Consider the following 21,876-nt stretch of genomic DNA (forward strand, 5'->3'; position numbering starts at 1 on the left):
CGGTCCCGGGCCGGGCACGGAGGGTTCCGTGCCCGGCCCGGGGAACCTCAGGAGAGCGGCGGATACGCGTTCGCCATCAACTGGCGGAACTGGGCCGAGAACCAGGCGCCCGAGATCGGCGCATCGGGCAGGGCGCCGGTCGGATTGTTGCCGTTGCGCTCGTTGCCCGTGTAGGTCGGGTCGCACATCCGGTCGAAGCCCTTGCCCTCGTCGTTCGGGATGAGGCTGCTCGACCCGTCCGACTCGCCGGGCGGCTTGACCCAGACGTACGCGTCGATCCCGGGGGCGGGGGCCGCCTTCGGCCGCTCGCCCAGGCCCGCGCCGTCCTGGTTGCACCAGTTGCCGGCGTGGATCCGGCGGTCGATCCGCGACTGGTTGACGAACGTGTTGACGTCGGTGGAGGTGCTCGCCGCCGAGGGCCGGTTCGGGCCGCCCCAGCCGTTGCGGGAGGTGTCGATGAGCATGCCGATGCCGGCGTCGAAGCCGATGGAGATCAGCTTCTGGCGGAACGCCTGGGCGAACGACAGCTCGTCGACGTAGTAGTTCCAGTCCACCCACTTGGACTGCCGGACCGAGGTGCCGTTCACCGACGTGTTGATGGTGAAGTACGGCTCCGTCAGCGCCGAGTAGTTGGCCGTGTTGGTGATGAACCCGTGCACGTTCCGGACGTCGCCGGACGCGCGGGCCGCCTGGAGCATGATGTCCGCGGTGGGGCCGAAGTTCGTGTCCCAGCCGATCCAGCCGTGGTGGGCCGCGTCGACGTAGTTGTAGACGTTCGGGATGGCGCCGAGCTTCTGGAGCGCGTACCCGACGCCCTGTACGTAGCCGCCGTTCTGCTTCATCGTGGCGCAGGTCGCGACGTTGGTGTTGGTCACCAGGTTGGGCAGCGAGTCGATCTCGACCACGTTGATGATGCGCAGGGTGCGGTACTTCGGATCGGCCTGGATCGCGGCGATCGGGTCGATGTATTCGGTCTTGTACCGCGGCAGGTCGTCGACGCCCAGCTCACCGTTGGAGGCCAGCGCCGAGCAGTCCCGGCCGGGCAGGTTGTAGATCACGAACTGGACGTAGCCCGCGCCCTGGGCGAGCGCGGCGTCCAGGTGGTCGCGCAGGCCCATCGCGCCGTTGGAGCTCGAGTCCGGGGTTCCCTCGATCGCCGCGATCCGGTCCAGCCACACCGCGGTCGGGTTGCCGGAGACGCGGTTGCCGCCCGGCTCGGACTCGGCCTTCGCCCGCCACTCAGGATTGACGTAACCGCGGGCTCCCGCGTACGGGTTGTCGACCTTCGTGCCGGGCGGCGGGGGCGTGGTCGGGTCCGACGGCGGTGGTGTCGTGGGGACGGTGCCTGTGCACTGCGTCCCGTTCAGACTGAAGGCCGCCGGGGGCTGGTTGGTGCCGGAGTAGTCGGCGTTGAAGCCCAGGGTCGCCGTCGCGTTGGTGGCGAGGCTGCTCGCGTACGACGGGGCGGCGACGCTGACGTGCTGGCCGGACTGGGTGAACGCACCGTTCCAGCCCTGGGTGACCCGCTGATTGCCGGTGAAGTCCCAGGCGAGCGTCCACCCGCCGGTGATGGGATCGCCCAGATTGGTCACCGCGAGGTTGCCGGTGAACCCGGTGTTCCACTGATTGACCGAGTAAGTGACCCGGCAGCCGGCCGCGGCGCTGGCCTGCGAGGCGGCGACGGCGATGCCGGCGCCGGTGAGGAGGATGACGGCGGCCGCGGCGGTCAGGCCGCGGGCCGCACTGTGGGGACGTGGTCTCATGCGCGAGCGCTCCTCGAGACATGGCCGTGCCCGGGGCAGGCGCGACCGGAAGACTCCGCCGAGCCGATCGAAGATTGTCGCTGGCCCGTCGGCACCTCCAGCGTATGGGAGCGCTCCCATGACATCAATATGTCATCGCACCGAAACTTTTCGGCGGCGTTGTGGCCCTACGGCGCCAGCCATTTCGGCGGAGGCTCGAGCTTCGCCTCCCGCATGGTCTTCTCCAGGCGCGCGATCAGGGACTTGGCCTGCGCCGGTCGATTGAGCTGACGCAGCAGGTCGCCGAGGCTCTCGATCAGCTCCCGGGTGGGCGGGTCGAAGCCTTCGAAGGCGTGCGACGCCCGCACGCATCGCAGCAGATCGTCCACCATGGAGCCGAGCGAACCGCGCGGACCGAACCGGATGTGGAACTCGACCAGCGCGACCCGCGCTCGGATGGCGAGGGTGCTGCTCGGGCCCGCGACCCGCACACTGCGGTCGAGTGTGTCCCGCAGCAGGTCGAGCGCCTCGCTGGACCGCTTGACCTGCGCCAGGAGCGTGCCGAGCCGCGTCGCGAAGAACAGCGTCTGCGGATGGTCGTACCCGAGTTTGCGTCGTGATCGCTCAACGGCCTCTTCGATCATCGTGACGGCCTGGTCGTCGAACCCGAGGCTGAAGAGCGTCTCCGCGAAGTTCACCGAGACGGTGATCGTCCGGACGTCGTCCCAGCCACGGATCCGGACCGAGCGGGCGAGGACCTCCTGCTCGAGTTTCTGTGCTTCGACGTGCTCGCCGCGCCGCCAGAGAACGTTCGCCACCGCGGTCATCAGTTCGCTCGTGAGCTCGTCGTCCTCACCGAACACCGATCGAGCGCGGGCGAGGTACTGGGTGGCGACGTCCTCGGCCTTGTCCAGGCGGTCCATCCGGTAATAGAGGGAGGTCAAGCGCAAGCCCGCCAGCACCGTGTCCTGATGGTCCGGACCCTGGACGCGGTGGAGCCGCCGGCACATGTCGACGGCCAGTTCCTCGGCTCGGGTGGTCTCCTCCTGCTGGATGTAGGCCTCCACGAGGAGACCGCCGGCCTTGAGCGTCAGCTCCGCGTCCGGGCCGAGCTCGGCGCGCCACGCCTCGTAGAGGCTGATCGCGAACTCCCGCGCCGCCTCGTAATCTCCCCGGCTCCCCAGGTAACCGACGGCCTGACATGCCATGTCCCGCAACCGGCTCTGCGCCGACGTCGGGTCGAGGGCGAGCAGGTGCGGCAGCAGTTGCGCCCATCGCGGCCATGAGCTGGGATCCTTGACGAAGCCGAAGGCCGTATCCCGCGGATAGGCGGCCGCCACCAGCTGCTCGGCCCGGGCTTTGACGGCCGCGCGCTGCTCGGGGGTCATCAGGTCCCGGATGATGGCCTGGGTCAGGCGGTGCATGCGGAGCAAGCCGCCGGAGACCTTGGCCAGGCCGTAGCGGCCGAGCCGGCCGATGCTCGCGTGCACCGCGGACTCGGTCGAGCCCCGCAGCTGCGGCGGCGCACCGGTGAAAATGTCGGTCGGGATCGGATCGGCCGACAGCAGCGCACATACCCGCGCGATGTCCTCGGCCGCCGGGTCCTCCAGGGCGATCCGCTCCAGCGAGATCCGCACCACGGCCGCCAGCGACGCGCCGTAGCCGTTCGCATCGCCGAGCGACAGCAGCTGGGCGGCCTCGCTCGCCAGCAGCCGGCGGTAGGTGTCCACCGGCATCCCGCTCTCGGCCAGCAGCGCGCCGGCCTGGGCCACCGCGAGCGGCAGGTCGCCGAGGTCGTCGGCCAGCGCCCCGGCCGGTTCGGGGGCGAGCTCCGGCACCAGCTCGCAGAGCAGGCTCACGGAGTCTTCTCGGGCGAAGATGTCCAGCTCCGACGGTCGGCCGGCGATGCCGGCCCAGCCCGGATTGCGGGACGTGATGAGCACGTGGCCGCTGCCTTGCGGCACGAAGCGCCGCAGGTCGTCGGGGCGCTCGGCGTTGTCGAAGATGACCAGCCAGCCGCCCTCCGTCCGCAGGCGGTGACGCACCATGGCCGTGGCCCGCGAGTCGGAGACGTCCGCGGTGCACCAGCCCGCCTCGATGCCGAGCGCCGCCATCTGCTCGCCGATCAGGTTCGGCTGCTCGGCGTCGATCCACCAGACCAGGTTGTACGAGCCCGCGAACCGGTGGGCGTACTCCAGTGCCAAGGTCGACTTGCCGATCCCGCCCATGCCGTGCACCGACTGGACCGAGCTGGACGAATGGTTGCCGAGCCGGTCCCGCAGCTCGGCCAGGTCCTTCTCCCGCCCCTTGAACATCGTGTTGCGCGGCGGGACCTGCCACACGTCGGGCAGGCTGCCGGGCAGGCGCGGCTCCGGCCCGGTCGGCCGCTTGCGATGCCGCCCGGGCGGATACCCGGGCCGTCCGTCGGCGCGCACCGTGACGCCGACCGCCTCCAGCAGCCGTGCCCGGGCGGCGTCCTCGTCGAGGCCGACCAGGTCGAAGACCACGTACGGCTGCAGCGTCGCCGGCGGCTGCACCTCCTCGATCCGCAGGGGCACCAGCGGCGTGCCCGTCGCGGTGAGCACCGTCCACTCGGCGGTGTCCCGTGCGAAATAGGCCTCCGAGTAGAGCATGACCGCCCGGTCGGCCCGCTCGATGGCGTCGGTGCGCCGCAGCTCCGCGTTGTCGCCGGCCGACCATTCGGCGGCGCCGGCGTCGACGGTCAACCCGGCCTGGCGGAGATGCCAGGCGACCCACTCGGCCCACGGCCGGTCGCGCTCCGCATAGGACACGAAAACCGTTTCGCTCCGCTCGGCGACCCGCCCCGGTGCGGCCGTCGTCCCCTTCTTGCCCTTACCCACGCGGCCGCCCTCAGCGCGCCGGGAACGGCGGCGGCGCCGTCCGGGCCGCCCGCCCGCCGACGGCTTCGAGCAGGGCCGCACGGGCGTCCGACTCGCCGAGCCCGACCATGTCCTTGTAGATCAGCGGCCGGAGGACGGCGGGCACGGTCACCCGTTCGAGGAGCAGCGGCACCAGTCGCCCGGCGCGGCGGCGGTCGGCCAGCACGGCCGTCCACTCGTCGGTCGTGAACCGCCTCCGGTCGAAGTAGGCCTTCGAGAACAGGCAGACCACCCGCCCCGGGCCGTCCAGCGCGTCGCTCATCCGGAGCACGAAGTTGGATCCGGTGGCCCAGTCCGCGTCCATCTCCACCTGGTAGCCCGCGGCCTGGAGCGTGTGCCCCACCCACGTGGCGTAGTCCCGGTCCGGTCCCGCGTAGGAGAGGAACAGTTTCTGGGGAGATCTGGACCCGCTGGCGTTCACCACACGTGCAGTGTGCCGGATCGGGATGTTCTCCACATCGTCCGTCGGGCCCGATCGCCCGGGCGGCGACCGGCATGATGCGGTTCATGTTCGACGGCGCGACCATCACAGTCATTCTCATTCCGCACTGCGCGTCCGTAGCGCGCGAAGGCTGGGCCGGCGACCACGACAACCGCCCGCTGAGCGAGATCGGCCATCAGCAAGCGCAGGCCCTGGCGCGCGCGGTCGGCACGGACATCGACGCCGTCTACAGCAGTCCGGCGTTGCGCTGCCGCCAGACCGTGGATCCCCTCGCCGCGGCCTCCGGGCTGGCGATCAACGAGCTGTCCGAGCTCTACGAGGCGGCCGGCTTCCACGAGCCGTCCGGGTGGGTCGACGGCGGGTACGCGCCGATGGGTGAAGCGGTCGCCGGAGCCTGGGTCGCCGGCGGGCGCTGGGTGCCCTCGTCCGGCCGGCGGGCACTCATGGGGCCGGCCGAGTCGTGGTGTGCTCCCACGGGGACGTCATCGCGGTCCTGCTGTCCTGGCCGGCGGGCGCCTATCGCGTGGAGCTGCCGCCACCGGCGGACCGTGGCGGCTGGTACACGGTGCAGTTCCCGCCGGACCGGCTCACGGTCATCAGCTCGAAGCCGTGACACACGCGGGGAACGAGCTCAGGATAGGCTGCCGCCACGCAGAGGACGGGGGTGCGGTCATCGAGCGGGTCAAGGTGCGGCGGGCCGGGATGCGAGCCGGGGGAGTACGGCTCTCCGTGGCCGCCGGCAGCGTGACCGGCAACCGTTATCCCGCCAACTTCGACGTGCTGCACGTGGACCCGGCACGGCCGCTGGTCGTGGTCGCGGACGGGATGGGCGGCGGCCGGGGGAGCGCGGTCGCCGGGCGTACGGCCGTCGACAGTTTCGTCGCCACCGCCGTGCCCGATGCGGCCGGGCTGTACGCCGCCGTCGCCGAGGTGCAGTCGCGAGTCCGCGCCGCCGGTGCCGGGCTCGGGGAGCTGACCGGCTGCACCTTGACCGCCTTCGTCGCCGGGGAGCGGACGCCGGGTGCCTGGCTCGTCCAGCTCGGCGACTCCCGGGCCTACCGGTTCCGCGACGGCCTGCTCGAACTGCTCACCACCGACCACACGGTCGCGTGGCTCGGCGCGGTCCACGGCTGGTGGCCGGCCGACTCCGCCGAGGCGCACGCCGCGCGGTACCGGCTCACCCGCTATGCGGGCCATCCCGGCTCTCCGGAGCCCGACGTGCTGAGCGTGACCGTGCGGCCGGGGGACACGTATCTGCTCTGCACCGACGGGCTGAGCGAGCAGGTCGGGTACGAGCGCATGGCCGGGGTGCTGGGTGCCGCGGGGGATCCCGCCCGGGCCGTGGAGACCCTGCTCACCGACTCGCTGACCGCCGGCGGCGAGGACAATGCGACGGCGGCGGTGATCCGCGCCGGAACGGGAGGCGACGACAATGCCTGAGGTCGGACTGCGGCTCGTCCGCGACGAGGACCTGGACACCATCTACGACCAGATGCGCGACCGCGAGGCGGTCCGCATGGCGGCGTTCACCGCCGAGGACCCCGACGACCGGGCCGCCTTCGACGCGCACCTGCACCGGCTGCGGACCCAGCCGGACATCCTGCTGCGTGCCGTCACGGTGGACGGGGAGCTCGCCGGGACGGTCGGCAGCTTCCGGGTCGGCGAGGACACCGAGATCACGTACTGGCTCGGCCGGAAGTGGTGGGGGCAGGGCATCGCCACCCAGGCCGTACGGATGCTCCTGGCGATGGTCCCGGTGCGGCCGATCACCGCCCGGGCGGCCAGTGACAACGCAGGTTCGCTGAGGGTGCTGAGCAAGGCCGGCTTCCGGAAGATCGGCACCGAGGTCGCGTACGCGACGGCACGCGGGCGCGACATCGAGGAAACGGTGCTACGTCTGGACGCCCCCGGGGCCTAGGCTCATCCGATGGCGTTGATCGTCGTGCCCTATCACCAGGACGAGCGGCTGCCCGACGCGCTGCTCCCGCTGCCCGCCGGGCGACCGGCCGTGGTCGTCGACCCGGAGTTGCCGCCGGGCGACCTGTGGACCCGGCTGGCCGCCCTCGACGAGGCGGTGGCGCAGGCGGTGGCGGCCGCCGGTGAGCCGGTGACCATGGTGTCCGGCGACTGCCTGCTCGGGGTGGCCGCCCTGGCCGGTGCGCAGCGTACGGGGCTGGACCCGGCCCTGGTGTGGTTCGATGCGCACGGCGACGTGCACACCCTCGCCTCGACCACCTCCGGTTATCCGGGCGGCCTGTCCCTGCGGCTGGCTCTCGGTGGCGACCCGTCGCTGGTGGGCAAGCCCCTGGGCCTGCGTCCGGTCGCCGAGGAACGGGTGGTGCTGGTCGGCGCCCGCGACCTCGACCCGCCGGAGGTGTCCTTCCTGGCCGCCAGCCGGGTGCGCCGCACGACCGTGACCGGCCTGTCCGCCGCCGAGGTGCCGGACGGCCCGCTCGTCGTGCACGTGGACGTCGACGTGGTGGACCCGGCGGAGCTGCCTGGCCTGCTCTTCCCGGCCGCCGGCGGTCCGCCGGCGTCCGAGGTGGTCGCGGCGGTACGGCGGCTGCGCGCGACCGGCCGGGTGGCGGTGCTCGACATCGCCTGCCCGTGGCAGCGGACGGCCGACTCCTCCGCCCGCGCCGCGCTCCTCGAGGCGCTGCTCCGGTAGAGTCGGCCGCAATCCATCGGCTTCCCGGACAGACGCCGCAGCGTGGGAGCCCAGCCGCCGACGAGGTGTGCCCGGAGGGAGCGGCAGCACTGCTGCCTACCCTCTGGAAGGAACCAGCCATGACCATCGGCATCGGCCTGCCCATCGGCGACGTCCCCGGCCTGCTCACCTGGGCCCGCCGCGCGGACGCCGGCCCGTTCCGCACCCTCGGCCTGCTCGACCGCCTCGCGTACGGCAACCCCGAACCGCTGGTGGCCCTCGCCGCCATCGCGGGCGCCACGCACCGGGTCCGCGTCCAGACCGAGGTTCTCCTGGCACCGCTGCGTCAGACCGCCCTGCTGGCCAAACAGGCCGCGACCCTCGACGTCGTCTCCGGCGGCCGGTTCACCCTCGGTCTCGGTGTGGGCGCACGCGAGGACGACTACCACCTGGCCGGTCAGGATTTCCGTCGCCGGGGCCGGCGCCTCGACGAGCAGATGGTGGAACTGGCGCGATGGTGGTCGCAGGGGCCGGTCGGCCCCGAGGCCCGCCCGGAGGTCCTGTTCGGAGCATTCAGGCGGCCGGCCCTCGAGCGGGTCGCGCGCTTCGGCGACGGCTTCCTCGGCGCCGCGCCGCCCCGGTACCTCGGCACGCTGTTCCGTACGGTCGAGACCCTCTGGTCCGAAGCCGGACGGTCCGGCCGGCCGTGGCTCGTCGCCCAGGGCAACGTCGCGCTCGGCCCGGACCGCGTCCTGGGCGAGGCCCGGGACGCGGTGGCCGGCTACTACGGCGACGGCCATGACCCGGCGCTGCTCGACACCCCGGCCCGGATCCGGGATTTCATCCGCACCTGCGAAGGCCTCGGCGCCGACGAGGTGATGCTCTACTGCTGGGCGAACGACCCGGACCAGGTGGACCGTCTCGCGGATCTCGTGGGCTGACCCGGGCGAGGAGATGCCGGCGCCCTGCCGCATCGGCGGGGCACCGGCATCCGGCCCCTCGGAAAGGTCTCGGGCGTCCACAGTGGGACAGCGCTCGACCAACCCTAGGGCTACGGTCCGCGACGGTGCCTTAGGTGCGCCTCAAGTCTTGCGCAGGGAATGGTTAAGCGCGTCGATCTGGGCCGTACGCGAGGCCTGCACCTGCCGGGCGAAGGCGAGCGCGTCCCGGTTGCGCCCGTTCGCCGTCTCGGCCTCGGCCAGCCGGACGGCCTCCCGCTGGTGGCCGGCCAGCAGCCGCGCGAACGCGGCGTCGAACGCGGTCCGGGACGTCTTCGCCAGCGTCGTCACCGCCTGCGGTGGCTTCGCCGGGGCCGGTGGTGCCGTCCGGCCCCACGCGGTCAGCCAGCCGCTGAGCCGGGCGACCTCGTCCTGCTGGGTGGCCACGACGGCGCCGGCCAGCGTACGCAGCTCCGGCCGGGAGGCCCGCTCGGCGCCGATCCGCGCGATCTCCGTGCCGGCCCGGTGGTGCGGGATCAGCGTCCGGAGGAAGGTGACGTCGGCGTCGTTGAACTCCGGCGAAACGGCGGCTGTCGCGGGTGGCCCGGCCGGGGTCTTCCCGGGTACGGAGGGGTCGCAGCCGGCGGCCAGCGCGGCGACGGCCGCCAGCGTCATGACGGCCGTGAGCCTCCGGAACGTTCGCACTCCACGAATCTACGACCGTCCACCCGTGACGGTAAAGAACCTTTACCGGATGGGATAGAAGCGCGTGGGCGCGGTGCCGCCCCGGCTCTCCCGGTTGCGCATCCGCAGGCGCAGCAGCAGGGCGACACCCAGGAACACCAGGACCGCGCCGATGATCAGTCCCGGGCCCAGCAGCGACGGCGTGCCGCCGTTGGAGGCGGCCGGGACGGCGCCGATGGCGTCGCGGGACTCGGCGGGTTCCGGGTCGTCGGTCGCGTCGCCGGTCGCATCCGGGCCGGGATCGCCGTACTCCGGGTCGTCCGACTCGCCGGGTGCGGGCGTCGGCGTGGCGATGGGTGCCTCGGTCGCCTGGGATTCCTGGCCCACCACCGAGCTCTGCCCGGAGGTCTGCTGCAGTAGCCGGCCCGCCACGTCGAACGCCTGCGGCTGGAAGACGACCCCGCCCGTCTCGGCGTCGTCGTCGAAGGCGATCCGGTAGCGGGCGGTCACCGTACGGCCACGGCACAGTTCACCGGGGTCGAGCTGCACGTCGGTGATGCGGGCGGTGTCGCCGTCCGTCTCCACGCGTACGGGAAAATCGCCGTCGTTCTCCACCCGGGCGACGTCGACCTGGCCGAGGCCGGGGCCGTCCACCCGCAGCGCCATCGACCATCGCACCTTGCGGCAGCGGACCCGGTCGGTGGACGCCACGACGGTCACCGTCCGGCTCCCGGCGCCGGCCTTGAAGCTGGCCGGCAGCTCGGTGATGGTCACCTGAACCCCGGGTTCCACCGCGGTGGCCCGGCCGGGCAGGGCGAGGTTCGCGGCGGCGACGGCCAGAGCGGTCGTCACCAGCGCCACGCGATGCCGCACAGCAATCACTTCCTTACGCAACGTCACTAATGGACCCGCATCGTCAGGTAGTTCGGCGCTGCGGCGCGAAAGGTTCACCCGAGGTGAAGGATCACTCGTCCAGCAGTTTTATTTTTGCCTTAGCCGGGGGTCTCGAACGGATGTATTCCCTGGTCGCAGCCCATCTGCGGGGGTGCGCTAGCAGGGTCGCGCAAACTTCCCGGTAAAGAACTGCCCGAACGTTCATCCGAACCGGTCCCGCGCACGTAGATGGGGGAGGGCAGGGACCGGAGACGACGCACCGTAAGGAAAGGAAGGACCGGCCGGACCGCCCGACAGTAAAGAGCGCGGGGCATCCCCCACGGATGCCGGCGTCTGCGAACGCCCACGACGGACGCCACACCGCTGCGGAAAACGAGGAGCTATGGCCCGGACGAAGACGAAAGAACGATCCGCCAGTCGTGTGGACGTCGAGATGGGTTCCACGGGTGGCCGGACCCCACCCTCCAAGCTCACCGTCGCCCTGTTCGGCACGTCGATGCTCGCGGCGATCTGGGCCCTGATGATGCTCATCCCCGCGGGACGCGTCGCCTACGTCTACATCTTCTTCTACCTCGAGTACTACATGGGCGTGCTGACGCTCGTGTCGCTCTCGATCACGATCATGATCGGCCTGGTCTCCACCGACCGGCTGGTGCTCTCCATCCGCCAGCGCCTGCTGTTGCAGTCCGCCCACCGGACCACCGGCGTCATGGCGGTCTCCGCGCTCGGCATCCATCTCTGGACCAAGTTCGCCGAGAGCCACATCCGGCTGATCGACATCGTCATCCCGTTCCTGTACCCGGGCTACAACAAGGTCTTCGTCGGGTTCGGCACGCTCTCCGCCTGGATCATGGTGATGGTGATGTGGACGGGCATCGCCCGCGCCCGCTTCATCGGCCGCGGCAAGCCGTGGATGTGGCGCGCCGTGCACAGCATCTCCTACCTGATGTGGCCGATCGCCCTGCTGCACGGCCTGAACGCCGGCCGCGCCGCCGCCGTCTGGGTCATCGTCAGCTACGTCATCTGCGTGCTCGCGGTGCTCATCGGGCTCGCCGTACGGATCGCGGTCAGCCTCAACCGCCGCAAGGACTTCGCCTCGCAGACCGGCACGGCCGGCGGCACCGGCGGCATGAAGCCGGTCGGCAAGCTGGCGCCCGCCGGGCCGATCGCGAAGGGGCGGGGCGGCCGCAAGCGCCGCGAGGAGGCGGTCGTCTCCGACCGCGGCAACGCCGTCGAGAGCTGGATCCCCGCGGCCCCGCGCCCGGCGCCGCCCGCCGCGCCCGAGCCGGTCACCGCCGGCCCGGTCAGCGCCGCCCCCTTCGCCGAGCGTGACGAGCGCCGCCCGCGCCGTTACGTGGACGACGACGAGCGCGCCCGGCGCCACCGCGACTTCGACGACGCGCCCACCCAGCGCTGGCAGTTCGAGGACGAGGACGACATGCCGGCACCGCGCTCGCGCCGCTACGAGGATGACGCCCCGGCCCCCCGCCAGCGGCGCGCCGCCGCGGCCGAGCGGTTCGACGAGCCGACCGGCGCGATCTCGCGCCGGGCCCTGGAGGACGGCCACCGCGGCTACGACTACGAGGACGAGATGCCCGCGCCGCGCGGCCGCCGCCGTGCCGACGACGCGTACGACGAGGCTCCGCGGCCGCGCTCCCGCCGCTATGCCGACACCGACATGGACGCGGAACCGGCCCCGCCCCGCCGGGCCCGCCGGTACGCCGGCGACGAGGACGACGTGCCGGCCCCCCGCCCGCGCTCCCGGTACGCCGACGACGACCGGTACGAGGAGGCCCCGGCGCCCCGCCGCGCCGCCCGGTACGCCGACGACGAGCCGGTCCGCCCGTCACGCTCACGAGCCTCCCGCTACGCCGAGGAGGACGAGGATGCGCCCCGGGCCCGGCGCGACCGGGGCGCCGACATCGACCGCGCCGATCCGGGTCGTCACAGCCGCAGTGAGTTCGTGGATCTCGCCGACGACCCGAACTACCTGGAACCCGACGAGACGCCCACGCTCGTCGACATGGCGCAGCGCCGCGCCCGCAGGGCAGCACAGCAGGAATCCGTGCGTACGGGGTCGGGCCGGGGGGCCCGCCGAGGATCCCGGGGCCGCGCGGCTGAGGAGGCGGCTGACGACCGGTACTGGGCGCAGCTGCGAGGGGAAGCTCAGTGAGTACCAGCAAGGTTCCACCCGTGACCTCGATCGGGACGCCGCGGATCACCGCGGGTTTCGACGAGTACGGGCGGCTGGACCTGCTCGCGCACCAGGAGGTGCACGGCGGGTTCGCGGCCCTGTCCAGCGGCGAGCTGATCGGCCTCGCCGACCGGATCGAGCTGCGCGGGCGCGGCGGCGCGGGCTTCCCGTTCGCCCGCAAGCTGCGCGCGGTGCTCGACTCCTGCCGCCGCCAGGATCTGCCGCCGATCATCGTGGTCAACGCCACCGAGGGTGAGCCGCCGTCGTGGAAGGACAAGGCGATCCTGACCCGCGGCCCGCACCTCATCCTCGACGGTGCCGCGCTGGCCGCGGCCGCCCTCGACGCCGAGGAGATCGTCATCGGCGTGGCCGACGACGGCATCGGGATGGATTCGCTGGCCGAGGCCCTCGCCGAGCGCCGGATGCCGGTGCCGACCCGGATCGTCACCGTGCCGCACCGCTTCATCTCCGGCGAGGGCGGCGCCCTGGTACGCGGCATCAACGGCGAGGCCCACATCCCGCCCGGCCGCAAGGTCCGGTCCAGCGACAACGGCGTGGCCGGTCTGCCCACCCTGCTGTCCAACGCCGAGACGTACTCGCAGCTGGCGATCGCCGCCCGGCTGGGCCCGTGGGAGTACAACGCCGTCGGCATCCCGGAGGAGCCCGGCACGGTCATGCTGACCGTCGGCGGCTCGTCGACCGCGCCCGCCGTGGTGGAGGCGCCCACCGGCACCCCGCTCATGGAGGTGCTGGAGATGTGCGGCGCCGACATCGGGCCCGGCCTGCTGGTCGGCGGTTACCACGGCAAGTGGATCAGTGCGGAGGCGGCCAAGACGGTCACCATCTCGCGCAAGGGCTTCGCCAAGGTCGGCGGCACGCTCGGCGCCGGCATGCTGATCCCGATCGGCTCGCAGACCTGCCCGCTGGGCGAGGTCGCCCAGGTCGTGCAGTACCTCGCCGGTGAGTCGGCCGGGCAGTGCGGGCCGTGCCGGCTCGGCCTGCCCGACCTGGCCCGCGCGGTGACGCTCGTCGCGCTCGGCGGCAGCGCCCTGGAGAACGTGCGGCAGGCGGCCGGCGTGGTCAAGGGCCGCGGCGCGTGCAGCCACCCGGACGGCACCGCGCGGTTCGCCCTGTCCGCCCTCGAGGTCTTCGCCCGCGACGTGGAGCTCCACGCCAACGGCGAGGGCTGCGGCAAGCAGGTGCGCGGCATCCTGCCGCTGCCGTACCACCAGCAGCAGGGTGCGCGGAAGCTCGCGCTGGACTGGTCGCGCTGCGACGGGCACGGGCTCTGCTCCGCGGTCGCTCCGGAGATCATCCGGCTGGACGCGAACGGCTTCCCGGCGTTCCCGCAGACTCCGCTGCCGCCGTGGCTGGAGAACGGCGCCCGCAAGGCCGTCAACGTCTGCCCCGCGCTGGCCCTGCGACTGACGGAGGCGGGCAAGAAGTGAGGATCAAGGTCCTGCTCGTGACGGTCGCCGCGGTGGCCCTCCTGGCCGGGTGCGGGGGCGCTGCTCCCGCGGCGGCGCCGGCCGCCGCGGTGCCCGCGGCGCTGACCTTCACGGGCAAGACCTTGGACGGTACGCGGTTCGACGCGTCGACCCTCGCCGGCAAGCCCACGATCCTGTGGTTCTGGGCGCCGTGGTGCGCCACCTGTGCCAGCGAGGCCATGTCGATCGCCGACATCCAGAAGGAGTACGCGGGCCGCCTCAACATCCTCGGGGTCGCCGGGATGGGCGGCAACAAGGAGATGCACGAGTTCGTCTCCGACCTGGAGGTGGGCGCGGTGCCGCACCTCGACGACCAGGCCGGGGCGATCTGGAGGAAGTTCGGCATCACCGAGCAGAGCACGTACGTCATCCTCGACCGCACCGGCCGCGTCGTGGTGTCCGGATACCTCGACGACCTGCAGCTGACGTCGAAGGTCAAGGCGCTGGTGGCCTGAGGCGTGGAGGCGCCGCTGCTGCTCGCGCTCACCGCCGGGATGCTCGGGGCGGTCAACCCGTGCGGCTTCGCGCTGCTGCCGGCGTACCTGTCGGTGCTGATCGCGGGCGACCACAGCGGTCCGCGGGCGGGGATCGCGGCGGTCGGGCGCGCGCTGCGCTGCACCGCCGCGCTGACCCTGGGGTACGTCGCGGTCTTCGCCGGTTTCGGTCTGCTGCTGACACCGCTGGCCGGTTGGCTGCAGCCCCGGCTGCCGTGGCTGACGGTGGCGTTCGGTGCCGGGCTGGCGGTGCTCGGCGGGTGGCTGCTGGCGGGCCGGTCGCTGCCGGCGCCCGGGCGGGCCCTGCGGGCACCGCGGCTGACCGGCTCGGCCGCGTCGATGGTGCTCTTCGGGATGGCGTACGCGGTGGCCTCGCTCGGCTGCGCGATCGGGCCGTTCCTGGCGTTGGTGGCGTCCAGCCTGCGCGCGGGGTCGATCGGTGCGGGCATGGCGCTGTTCGTCAGCTACGCGGCTGGGATGGGGCTGGTCATCGGCGTGACGGCGATCGCGATCGCGCTGGTGCGCGTCTCCGCGATCGCCCGGTTGCGCCGGGCGAGCGCCTACGTCCCGCGGGCGGGCGGGGCGGTGCTGCTGGTCGCCGGCGCCTACGTGGCCTGGTACGGCTGGTACGAGATCCGTCTCACCAGGAATCTGCGGACTTCCGGGCAGGATCCCGTCGTGAATCTTGCCACCGGTGTGCAGCACGAGTTGAGTGGGCTGGTCGGGAAGCTGGGCGCGGGGTGGTTCGCGCTGATGCTGGCCGGCCTCGTGCTGGCAGCGCTTCTGCTGTCCCGCCGCCGCCGTACCTCAGTGGGGAGTTGATCGTGGACACCGCGTACCGCGTGAGTCCACTGCGCCCGGGGGATCCCGAGTGGCTCGGGGAGTACCGGCTCACCGGCCGGCTCGGCTCGGGTGGCATGGGTGTGGTGTATCTGGCGGAGGACCGTGACGGCATGTTCGTGGCGGTGAAGCTGATCCATGCGTGGTTGTCGGATGATCCGGAGTTCCGGGGCCGGTTCCGGTCGGAGGTGGAGCGGGCGCGGCAGGTGCCGTCGTTCTGTACGGCGGAGGTTCTGGACGCGGATCTGGATCATCGTCCGCCGTATCTGGTGGTGGAGTTCGTCGATGGGCCGAGCCTGGCGGAGGTGGTGGAGGAACGCGGGCCGTTGCGGTCGGCGGGGTTGCATTCCCTGGCGGTGGGGGTGGCCACCGCGTTGGTGGGGATCCATGGCGCGGGGGTGATTCACCGGGATTTGAAGCCGGACAATGTGTTGCTGGCGCCGGGGAGCCCGAAGGTGATCGATTTCGGGATCGCGCGGGCGTTCGAGGCGACGAGTCAGCACACGCGGGCGGATCAGATGGTGGGCACGGTGGCGTATATGGCGCCGGAGCGGTTCTCCTCGGGTGCGCAGGTGGCGTTGTCGGCGGCGGCGGACGTGTTCGCGTGGGGTTGTGTGGTGGCGTTCGCGGGGACGGGGCGTACGCCGTTCGCGGGTGATTCGCCGCCGGCGACGGCGGCGCGGATTTTGACGCAGCCGCCGGTGTTGGAGGGGTTGCCGCAGCCGTTGCGTGCGGTGGTGGGTTTGGCGTTGGCGAAGGATCCGCGGGATCGGCCGAGTGCGCGGGAGTTGCTGGACATGCTCCTCGGCGACCAGCCGGTGCCGCGCCCCGTTGTCGCGCGGCAGCACACCACGGTGTACACCGAGTCGCGCGACGACCTGCTCCGTGCGGTGACCGGGGATCCCGCGTACGACGACTACGAACCGCCGCGGGACCGGGCCGGGCGCCCGCGCGGGCACCGCTTGCTCGCCGCGCTGGCGGTGCTGCTGGTGATCGCCGGGCTCACCACCGTCGGCCTCGTGGTGAGCGTCCACGCCCGGAACCGCACCCCCACGGCGGGCTTCGCCTCCCCGGACGGCGGCGAGGCGGCCGGGGCACCCGACCCCGGGTCCGGCGGCACCGCAGGCCCCGCGACCGGCGACCCGCCGTCGAGCAGCGCGCCGGACGACCCGTCGCCGTCCACGCCGCCGGAGGACACCGAGCCGCCGTCGACCGGCGGCAAGCCCGTGCCGATCGAACCGACCGGCGGCGAACCGATCATCCAGGACCCGCTGACCGAGCCCGGGCAGTGGTTCGACAGCGAGATCCGCGAGGCCGACGCACGCTGCTTCGTCCGCGGTGTGATGAAGGCCGAGCGCGTCGACCGCGGCGTCTACCAGTGCGCCGGGCCCGAGGAGAAGATCGAGGACGACTTCGGCGTCGAGGTCACCACGACGCTGCAGAGCGCCGGCAGCTGCGCCGCGATCTGGTTCCACTGGAGCGACGAGAACGGCGGCCAGGTGCTGCACGTCTGCCGGGACGAGATCGACCTGGCCGCGGACACGCCCACCGACCGCCAGGTGTTCGACAGCGTCCGGCTCGGCGACCCGATCCCCCTGCAGAAGACGACCCGGATCCACCTCGTGGTCCGCGACGGCACTGCCCAGGTCTTCCGGGGCGGCGTCTTCGCCGGCGAGTTCGCCGTACCGGACGGAGCAGCGGACACCGGCGAGGTGAGACTCGGCCTCAGCGCGGAGACCGCAGGCACTCAGCCGCCGTACGCGGTCACGTTCAGCAACGTCGACATCCGGTCGATCTGACGATCTCGGTGTCGGTTAGGCGGCAACAGGCAGAAGGGTCTTCGCAGGCAGTGACACCGCCCGATAGGGTGCCTTCCTGTCGGGGGTGATGTCCCGTGCCCTCAGGGCGCGGGGAGGGCGGCGATAGAGCCGTCCGGGGGCGTAGGAGCAGCGGCATGGCGGAGGAGCGGACGACCCCGCTGCGCCCGCGTGACCCGCGCCGGCTGGGGCCGTACGAGCTGCTCAGCCGGCTGGGCGAGGGCGGCATGGGCACCGTCTACCTGGCGCGCGCGGCGTCGGGCACACTCGTCGCGGTCAAGATGATCCGCGCCGACCTGGCCCCCGACGACGCGTTCCGCCGGCGCTTCCGCAGCGAGGTCAACCGGGTCCGCCAGGTGCCGCCCTTCTGCACCGCCGAGGTCCTCGACGCCGACCCCGACCACGAACAGCCCTACCTCGTCGTCGAGTACGTCGACGGCCCCAGCCTCGCCGAGGTCGTCGAGGAGCGCGGCCCGCTGACCGCCGCCAACCTGCACGGCGTCGCGATCGGCGTGGCGACCGCCCTCACCGCCATCCACGGCGCCGGGATCATCCACCGCGACCTCAAGCCCCGCAACGTGCTGCTCGCGCCCGGCAGCCCCAAGGTCATCGACTTCGGCATCGCCCGGCCCATGGAGGCCACCGACGGTCACACCCACACCGACGAGATGGTGGGCACGGTCGCGTACATGGCGCCCGAGCGCTTCGGCGAGGACACGACGCTGCTCACGCCGGCCGCCGACGTGTTCGCGTGGGGTGGCGTCGTGGCGTACGCGGGCACCGGCCGTACCCCCTTCAGCGCGGACTCGCCACCCGCGACCGCGGCCCGGATCCTGACCCGGCCCCCGGATCTCTCCGGCCTCAGCGGGCCGCTGCGCGACCTGGTCGCGCACGCCCTGGAGAAGGACCCGGCGAACCGGCCGACCGCCCGCGAGCTGCTCGACCTGCTGGTCACGAGCCCGCAGCAGCCCGCCCCGGCCAAGGCGGCCCTCGCCCACCAGCCGGGACTGCGGGTCGCGGCCGAGGAGGCGCAGGCCGCGACCGGCTACCACTCGGCCCGCCAGCTCACCGCGGTGGCGGCGCCGCCGGAACTCGTCGGCTACACCGAGGACTCGATCGTCACCCAGCCCGTGCCGGTCTCCCCGGCCGGGCCGGCCACCCCGTTCACGCGCGACCCGCACCCCCGCCGCCCCTGGGTCCTGCCGATGGCGATGATCCTGCTCGTGCTGGCCCTGCTGGCGGTGGCCGGCCTCGGCGTGGCCTTCTGGCCCAAGCTGCGCGACCGCGACGTGGCCCCGACCGGTCAGCACGACACCCCGCTGCTGACCGACTCGTTGCGGCAGCCCCGGCTCTGGAACGCGTCCAGCGACGCCGACGAGGGCGCGACGTGCACGTTCCGCGACGGCCTGGTCGTGCGCCGCGAGACCAAGGGCGTCTTCCGCTGCCGCGGCCCGGCCGACGTCGAACCGGCCGACCTGCAGGTGCAGGTCGGCGTCCGGCTGCTCACCCCGGACAGCTGCGCCTCCGTCTGGCTGCGCTTCCGCGGCAACCAGGGCTATCAGGTACGCATCTGCGAACGCAACGTGTACGTCGGCACCCACAAGTCCGCCGACATCGAGGTCCTCAAGACGTTCCCGCTGGACGACGCCCCGATCGGCGTGGGAGCGCCCCCGACGACGATGACCCTGACGATGCACGGCGAGACGCTCGACATCCTCCGCGACGGCGAGCCGGTGGGAACCGTGCCGGTGACCGACGAGGACATCACCATCGGCCGGGTCGCGCTGGGCATCTACACGGAGCAGTACGCGGCACCCGCCGGGCCGTACGAGGTGGCGTTCACCGACATCAGGATCTGGCCCGTCTGAGCGGCCGGGTCGCAAGGGCGACTCGGGACGTTCGCGGATCTTCGGGGTTCTCCGGGACCGGGTCGGGATAGCTCCACGCCACCTCGGCGACCTGCGGATGCGACCAGTAACGGGCCCGGCCCTTGTACGGGCGAGCACGTCACATGCTCTTGAGCTCGGTGAACTCCCCGTTGACCCACGCGCCCGCCGCCGGCGACCCTCCGGTCTACACCGCGATGACGGCGGCCCGATGGCTCTGTCAGGAGTGCGCCTGGCGGGCTCTGCGGTCCAGTCGCCGCTGCCGGTGGCGGCGCGCGCGTCAGGTGGCGGCCGGTCTGGTCCGCAGCCGCGCTCCATGCGGGCGCGGCTGCGGTGCGGGCCGACCTGGCCAGGATCCCCAGGCCGGCCCTGCGTTCAGTCCTTCGTCAGTCCGGCGCGCCGCAGGGCGTCGGCCATCGCGCCGCCGTTGAAGCTCGTGCCGGACGACTGCTGGCCGCCGCGGCGCTGCTGGCCGCCGCCCTGGCGGGGCTGGCCCTGGCGCTGACCGCCGCTGCCCCCGCTGCCGCCCGCGCCGCCGCCCTGGCGCGGCTGCCCGCCGCGCTGGCTGCCGTCGCGGCCGCCGCGCTCGCCGCCGGCAGGGCCGCCCTGCCCGCGCCGGTCGCCGCTGCCGGCCTGGCCTCGCCGCTCGCCGCCGCTGCCCTGGCCGCGCTCGCCGCCGCTGCCCTGGCCGCGCCGGTCGGCGCTGCCGGGTCCGCGGCGGTCGCCGCCGCCCTGGCGGGGCTCGTCGGTCAGGCGCATCGTCAGGGAGATGCGTTTGCGGGCCTCGTCGACCTCGACCACGCGGACCTTGACGACGTCGCCGGACTTCACCACCTCGCGGGGGTCCTTCACGAATGTGTGGGACAGCGCCGACACGTGGACGAGGCCGTCCTGGTGGACGCCGACGTCGACGAATGCTCCGAATGCCGCCACGTTCGTGACCACGCCCTCGAGGACCATGCCGGGCTTGAGGTCGGCGATCTTCTCGACGCCCTCGGCGAAGGTGGCCGTGGTGAAGGCCGGGCGGGGGTCGCGGCCCGGCTTTTCGAGCTCTCGGAGGATGTCGGTGATGGTGGGGAGGCCCACGGTGTCGGTGACGAACTGCTCGGGCTTCAGCGCGCGCAGGATCGGGCTGTTGCCCATGGCGGTGCGCAGGTCGGTGCCGGCCGTGGCGAGGATCGTGCGGACCACCGGGTAGGACTCCGGGTGCACGCTGGAGGCGTCCAGGGGGTCGTCGCCGTCGGGGATGCGCAGGAAGCCCGCGCACTGCTCGAACGCCTTGGGGCCGAGCCGGGCCACCTTCTTGATCTCGGAGCGGCTGCGGAACGGACCGTTGGCGTCGCGGTGCAGCACGATGTTCTCCGCGAGGCCGGCGCCGATGCCGGAGACCCGGGTCAGCAGGGGAGCGGACGCCGTGTTGACGTCGACGCCGACCGCGTTCACGCAGTCCTCGACCACCGCGTCCAGCGAGCGGGACAGCTTCACCTCCGAGAGGTCGTGCTGGTACTGACCGACGCCGATCGAGCGCGGATCGATCTTGACCAACTCGGCCAGCGGGTCCTGCAATCGCCGGGCGATGGAGACCGCGCCGCGCAGGGAGACGTCGAGACCGGGCAGTTCCTGCGATGCGTACGCCGAAGCCGAGTACACGGACGCACCGGCCTCGGAGACCATCACCTTGGTGAGCTTCAGCTCGGGGTGCCGCTTGATGAGATCGGCCGCCAGCTTGTCGGTCTCGCGGGACGCCGTGCCGTTGCCGATCGCCACCAGGTCGACGTTGTGCTGCTTGGCGAGCTCCGCCAGGGTGTGGATCGACGCGTCCCACTTGTTCTGCGGCACGTGCGGGTAGATGGTCGAGGTGGCGACGCACTTGCCCGTGGGGTCGACCACGGCCACCTTCACACCCGTACGGAATCCGGGGTCGAGGCCCATGGTCGTGCGCGTGCCGGCAGGCGCGGCAAGGAGCAGGTCGCGCAGGTTGGCCGCGAAGACCCGCACGGCCTCGTCCTCGGCCGCCTGCCACAGCCGGACCCGCAGGTCGGCGCCGAGGTGGATCAGGATGCGGGTGCGCCAGGCCCAGCGGACCGTGTCGAGGAGCCAGCGGTCGCCGGCGCGGCCCTGGTCGGAGACGCCGAAGCGGCCGGCGATCGCGGCCTCGAACGACGGCGCGTCCTCCTCGTCGGCGGTCGGCTCCATCGTGAGGTCGAGGACCTCCTCCTTCTCGCCGCGGAACATGGCGAGGATCCGGTGCGAGGGAAGCTTCGAATACGGCTCGGCGAAGTCGAAGTAGTCGGCGAACTTCGCCCCGTCGGTCTCCTTGCCCTCGCGCACCTTGGCGACCAGCCGGCCGCGCGTCCACATGCGCTCGCGCAGCTCACCGATGAGGTCGGCGTCCTCGGCGAAGCGTTCGATGAGGATGGCGCGCGCGCCGTCCAGTGCCGCCTGCGCGTCGGCGACGCCCTTGTCGGCGTCGACGAAGGCCGTGGCCTCCTCGCGGGGGTCGCGGGCAGGGTCGCCGAGCAGCAGGTCGGCCAGCGGCTCCAGGCCGGCCTCGCGGGCGATCTGGGCGCGGGTGCGGCGCTTCGGCTTGAACGGCAGGTAGATGTCCTCGAGCCGCGCCTTGGACTCCGCGGCCATGATCTGCGCTTCGAGCGCGTCGTCGAGCTTGCCCTGCGAGCGGATCGACTCGAGCACCGCCGTGCGCCGCTCCTCGAGCTCGCGCAGGTAGCCGAGCCGTTCCTCCAGCACGCGCAGCTGCTGGTCGTCGAGGGTGCCGGTGACCTCCTTGCGGTACCGGGCGATGAACGGCACGGTGGCACCGCCGTCGAGCAGCTCGACGGCCGCCGAGACCTGGCCCTCGCGGACCCCGAGCTCCTGGGCGATGCGCTGATGGATGGCTGTCGTCACGCGG

The 21,876-nt window shown here is 72.6% G+C and carries 18 protein-coding genes and 2 pseudogenes; 12 read left to right on the forward strand and 8 right to left on the reverse strand.

The window, feature by feature from the left end; translation table 11 throughout:
• Positions 1 to 47 precede the first annotated feature (47 nt).
• The 3 genes from ACIBO8_RS27400 to ACIBO8_RS27410 form a co-directional block, all read right to left on the reverse strand.
• Positions 48 to 1,763: a glycoside hydrolase family 6 protein gene (locus ACIBO8_RS27400; protein ID WP_396118176.1), complete on the reverse strand. Its 1,716-nt coding sequence runs from the start codon at positions 1,761 to 1,763 to the stop codon at positions 48 to 50.
• Between the two features lie 167 nt (positions 1,764 to 1,930).
• On the reverse strand, positions 1,931 to 4,603 hold the full coding sequence (gene fxsT / locus ACIBO8_RS27405; protein WP_396118177.1) for an FxSxx-COOH system tetratricopeptide repeat protein: 2,673 nt from the start codon (positions 4,601 to 4,603) through the stop codon (positions 1,931 to 1,933).
• A 10-nt stretch (positions 4,604 to 4,613) separates the two neighbouring features.
• On the reverse strand, positions 4,614 to 5,066 hold the full coding sequence (locus tag ACIBO8_RS27410; RefSeq protein WP_396118178.1) for a toll/interleukin-1 receptor domain-containing protein: 453 nt from the start codon (positions 5,064 to 5,066) through the stop codon (positions 4,614 to 4,616).
• Between the two features lie 83 nt (positions 5,067 to 5,149).
• Between ACIBO8_RS27410 and ACIBO8_RS27415 the strand changes: the two are divergent.
• Positions 5,150 to 5,347, forward strand: a pseudogene (locus ACIBO8_RS27415) (SixA phosphatase family protein); the annotation flags it as partial.
• Between the two features lie 50 nt (positions 5,348 to 5,397).
• Here ACIBO8_RS27415 and ACIBO8_RS27420 read toward each other — a convergent pair.
• Positions 5,398 to 5,529 (reverse strand): hypothetical protein, encoded by a 132-nt coding sequence (locus ACIBO8_RS27420; RefSeq protein WP_396118179.1) that lies wholly within the window; start codon positions 5,527 to 5,529, stop codon positions 5,398 to 5,400.
• A 15-nt stretch (positions 5,530 to 5,544) separates the two neighbouring features.
• Between ACIBO8_RS27420 and ACIBO8_RS27425 the strand changes: the two genes are divergently transcribed.
• From ACIBO8_RS27425 to ACIBO8_RS27445, 5 genes are all read left to right on the forward strand, one after another.
• Entirely contained in the window at positions 5,545 to 5,697 is a 153-nt protein-coding gene (locus ACIBO8_RS27425) for a hypothetical protein (protein WP_396118180.1), read from the forward strand.
• 89 nt (positions 5,698 to 5,786) lie between these two features.
• Positions 5,787 to 6,524 carry a PP2C family protein-serine/threonine phosphatase gene (locus ACIBO8_RS27430; protein WP_396118181.1) on the forward strand — a complete coding sequence of 246 codons (738 nt, stop codon included), beginning with the start codon at positions 5,787 to 5,789 and terminating at the stop codon, positions 6,522 to 6,524.
• Positions 6,517 to 7,002: a GNAT family N-acetyltransferase gene (locus ACIBO8_RS27435; RefSeq protein WP_396118182.1), complete on the forward strand. Its 486-nt coding sequence runs from the start codon at positions 6,517 to 6,519 to the stop codon at positions 7,000 to 7,002. Before ACIBO8_RS27430 ends, ACIBO8_RS27435 begins: the two co-directional genes overlap by 8 nt.
• Positions 7,003 to 7,011: 9 nt before the next feature.
• Entirely contained in the window at positions 7,012 to 7,752 is a 741-nt protein-coding gene (locus tag ACIBO8_RS27440) for an arginase family protein (protein WP_396118183.1), read from the forward strand.
• A 119-nt stretch (positions 7,753 to 7,871) separates the two neighbouring features.
• The gene (locus tag ACIBO8_RS27445) at positions 7,872 to 8,672 is read left to right on the forward strand and encodes an LLM class flavin-dependent oxidoreductase (protein WP_396118184.1); all 801 of its coding nucleotides are present in this window, start codon (positions 7,872 to 7,874) and stop codon (positions 8,670 to 8,672) included.
• A 141-nt stretch (positions 8,673 to 8,813) separates the two neighbouring features.
• Here the strand turns inward: ACIBO8_RS27445 and ACIBO8_RS27450 are convergent, their stop codons facing one another.
• Together ACIBO8_RS27450 and ACIBO8_RS27455 are read right to left on the reverse strand one after the other, a co-directional pair.
• A complete protein-coding gene (locus tag ACIBO8_RS27450) occupies positions 8,814 to 9,374 on the reverse strand; it encodes a DUF305 domain-containing protein (protein ID WP_396118185.1) in 561 nt (186 codons plus the stop codon).
• 42 nt (positions 9,375 to 9,416) lie between these two features.
• Complete coding sequence (locus tag ACIBO8_RS27455) at positions 9,417 to 10,226, reverse strand: hypothetical protein (protein ID WP_396118186.1); 810 nt, start codon at positions 10,224 to 10,226, stop codon at positions 9,417 to 9,419.
• 442 nt (positions 10,227 to 10,668) lie between these two features.
• On the opposite strand from ACIBO8_RS27455, the gene ACIBO8_RS27460 reads away from it, so the two are divergent.
• From ACIBO8_RS27460 to ACIBO8_RS27485, 6 genes are all read left to right on the forward strand, one after another.
• Positions 10,669 to 12,420 carry a translation initiation factor III gene (locus tag ACIBO8_RS27460; RefSeq protein WP_396118187.1) on the forward strand — a complete coding sequence of 584 codons (1,752 nt, stop codon included), beginning with the start codon at positions 10,669 to 10,671 and terminating at the stop codon, positions 12,418 to 12,420.
• On the forward strand, positions 12,417 to 13,889 hold the full coding sequence (locus tag ACIBO8_RS27465) for an NADH-ubiquinone oxidoreductase-F iron-sulfur binding region domain-containing protein (protein WP_396118188.1): 1,473 nt from the start codon (positions 12,417 to 12,419) through the stop codon (positions 13,887 to 13,889). Before ACIBO8_RS27460 ends, ACIBO8_RS27465 begins: the two co-directional genes overlap by 4 nt.
• Positions 13,886 to 14,383 (forward strand): TlpA family protein disulfide reductase, encoded by a 498-nt coding sequence (locus ACIBO8_RS27470; RefSeq protein WP_396118189.1) that lies wholly within the window; start codon positions 13,886 to 13,888, stop codon positions 14,381 to 14,383. The genes ACIBO8_RS27465 and ACIBO8_RS27470 overlap by 4 nt, the downstream gene beginning before the upstream one ends.
• A 3-nt stretch (positions 14,384 to 14,386) precedes the next feature.
• Entirely contained in the window at positions 14,387 to 15,244 is an 858-nt protein-coding gene (locus tag ACIBO8_RS27475; RefSeq protein WP_396118190.1) for a cytochrome c biogenesis CcdA family protein, read from the forward strand.
• Positions 15,245 to 15,246: 2 nt separating this feature from the next.
• Positions 15,247 to 17,061, forward strand: coding sequence for a serine/threonine-protein kinase (locus tag ACIBO8_RS27480; RefSeq protein WP_396118191.1), 1,815 nt, complete (start codon positions 15,247 to 15,249; stop codon positions 17,059 to 17,061).
• A 155-nt stretch (positions 17,062 to 17,216) separates the two neighbouring features.
• Positions 17,217 to 18,947 carry a serine/threonine protein kinase gene (locus tag ACIBO8_RS27485; RefSeq protein WP_396118192.1) on the forward strand — a complete coding sequence of 577 codons (1,731 nt, stop codon included), beginning with the start codon at positions 17,217 to 17,219 and terminating at the stop codon, positions 18,945 to 18,947.
• Here the strand turns inward: ACIBO8_RS27485 and ACIBO8_RS27490 are convergent.
• Positions 18,928 to 19,065 (reverse strand): annotated as a pseudogene (locus ACIBO8_RS27490) (hypothetical protein); the annotation flags it as partial. The gene ACIBO8_RS27485 and the pseudogene ACIBO8_RS27490 sit on opposite strands and share 20 nt — an antisense overlap.
• 275 nt (positions 19,066 to 19,340) lie before the next feature.
• Positions 19,341 to 21,872: a Tex family protein gene (locus ACIBO8_RS27495; protein ID WP_396118193.1), complete on the reverse strand. Its 2,532-nt coding sequence runs from the start codon at positions 21,870 to 21,872 to the stop codon at positions 19,341 to 19,343.
• Positions 21,873 to 21,876: the final 4 nt, after the last annotated feature.

Source organism: Actinoplanes sp. NPDC049681 (assembly GCF_044465265.1).
Lineage (GTDB): Bacteria > Actinomycetota > Actinomycetes > Mycobacteriales > Micromonosporaceae > Actinoplanes.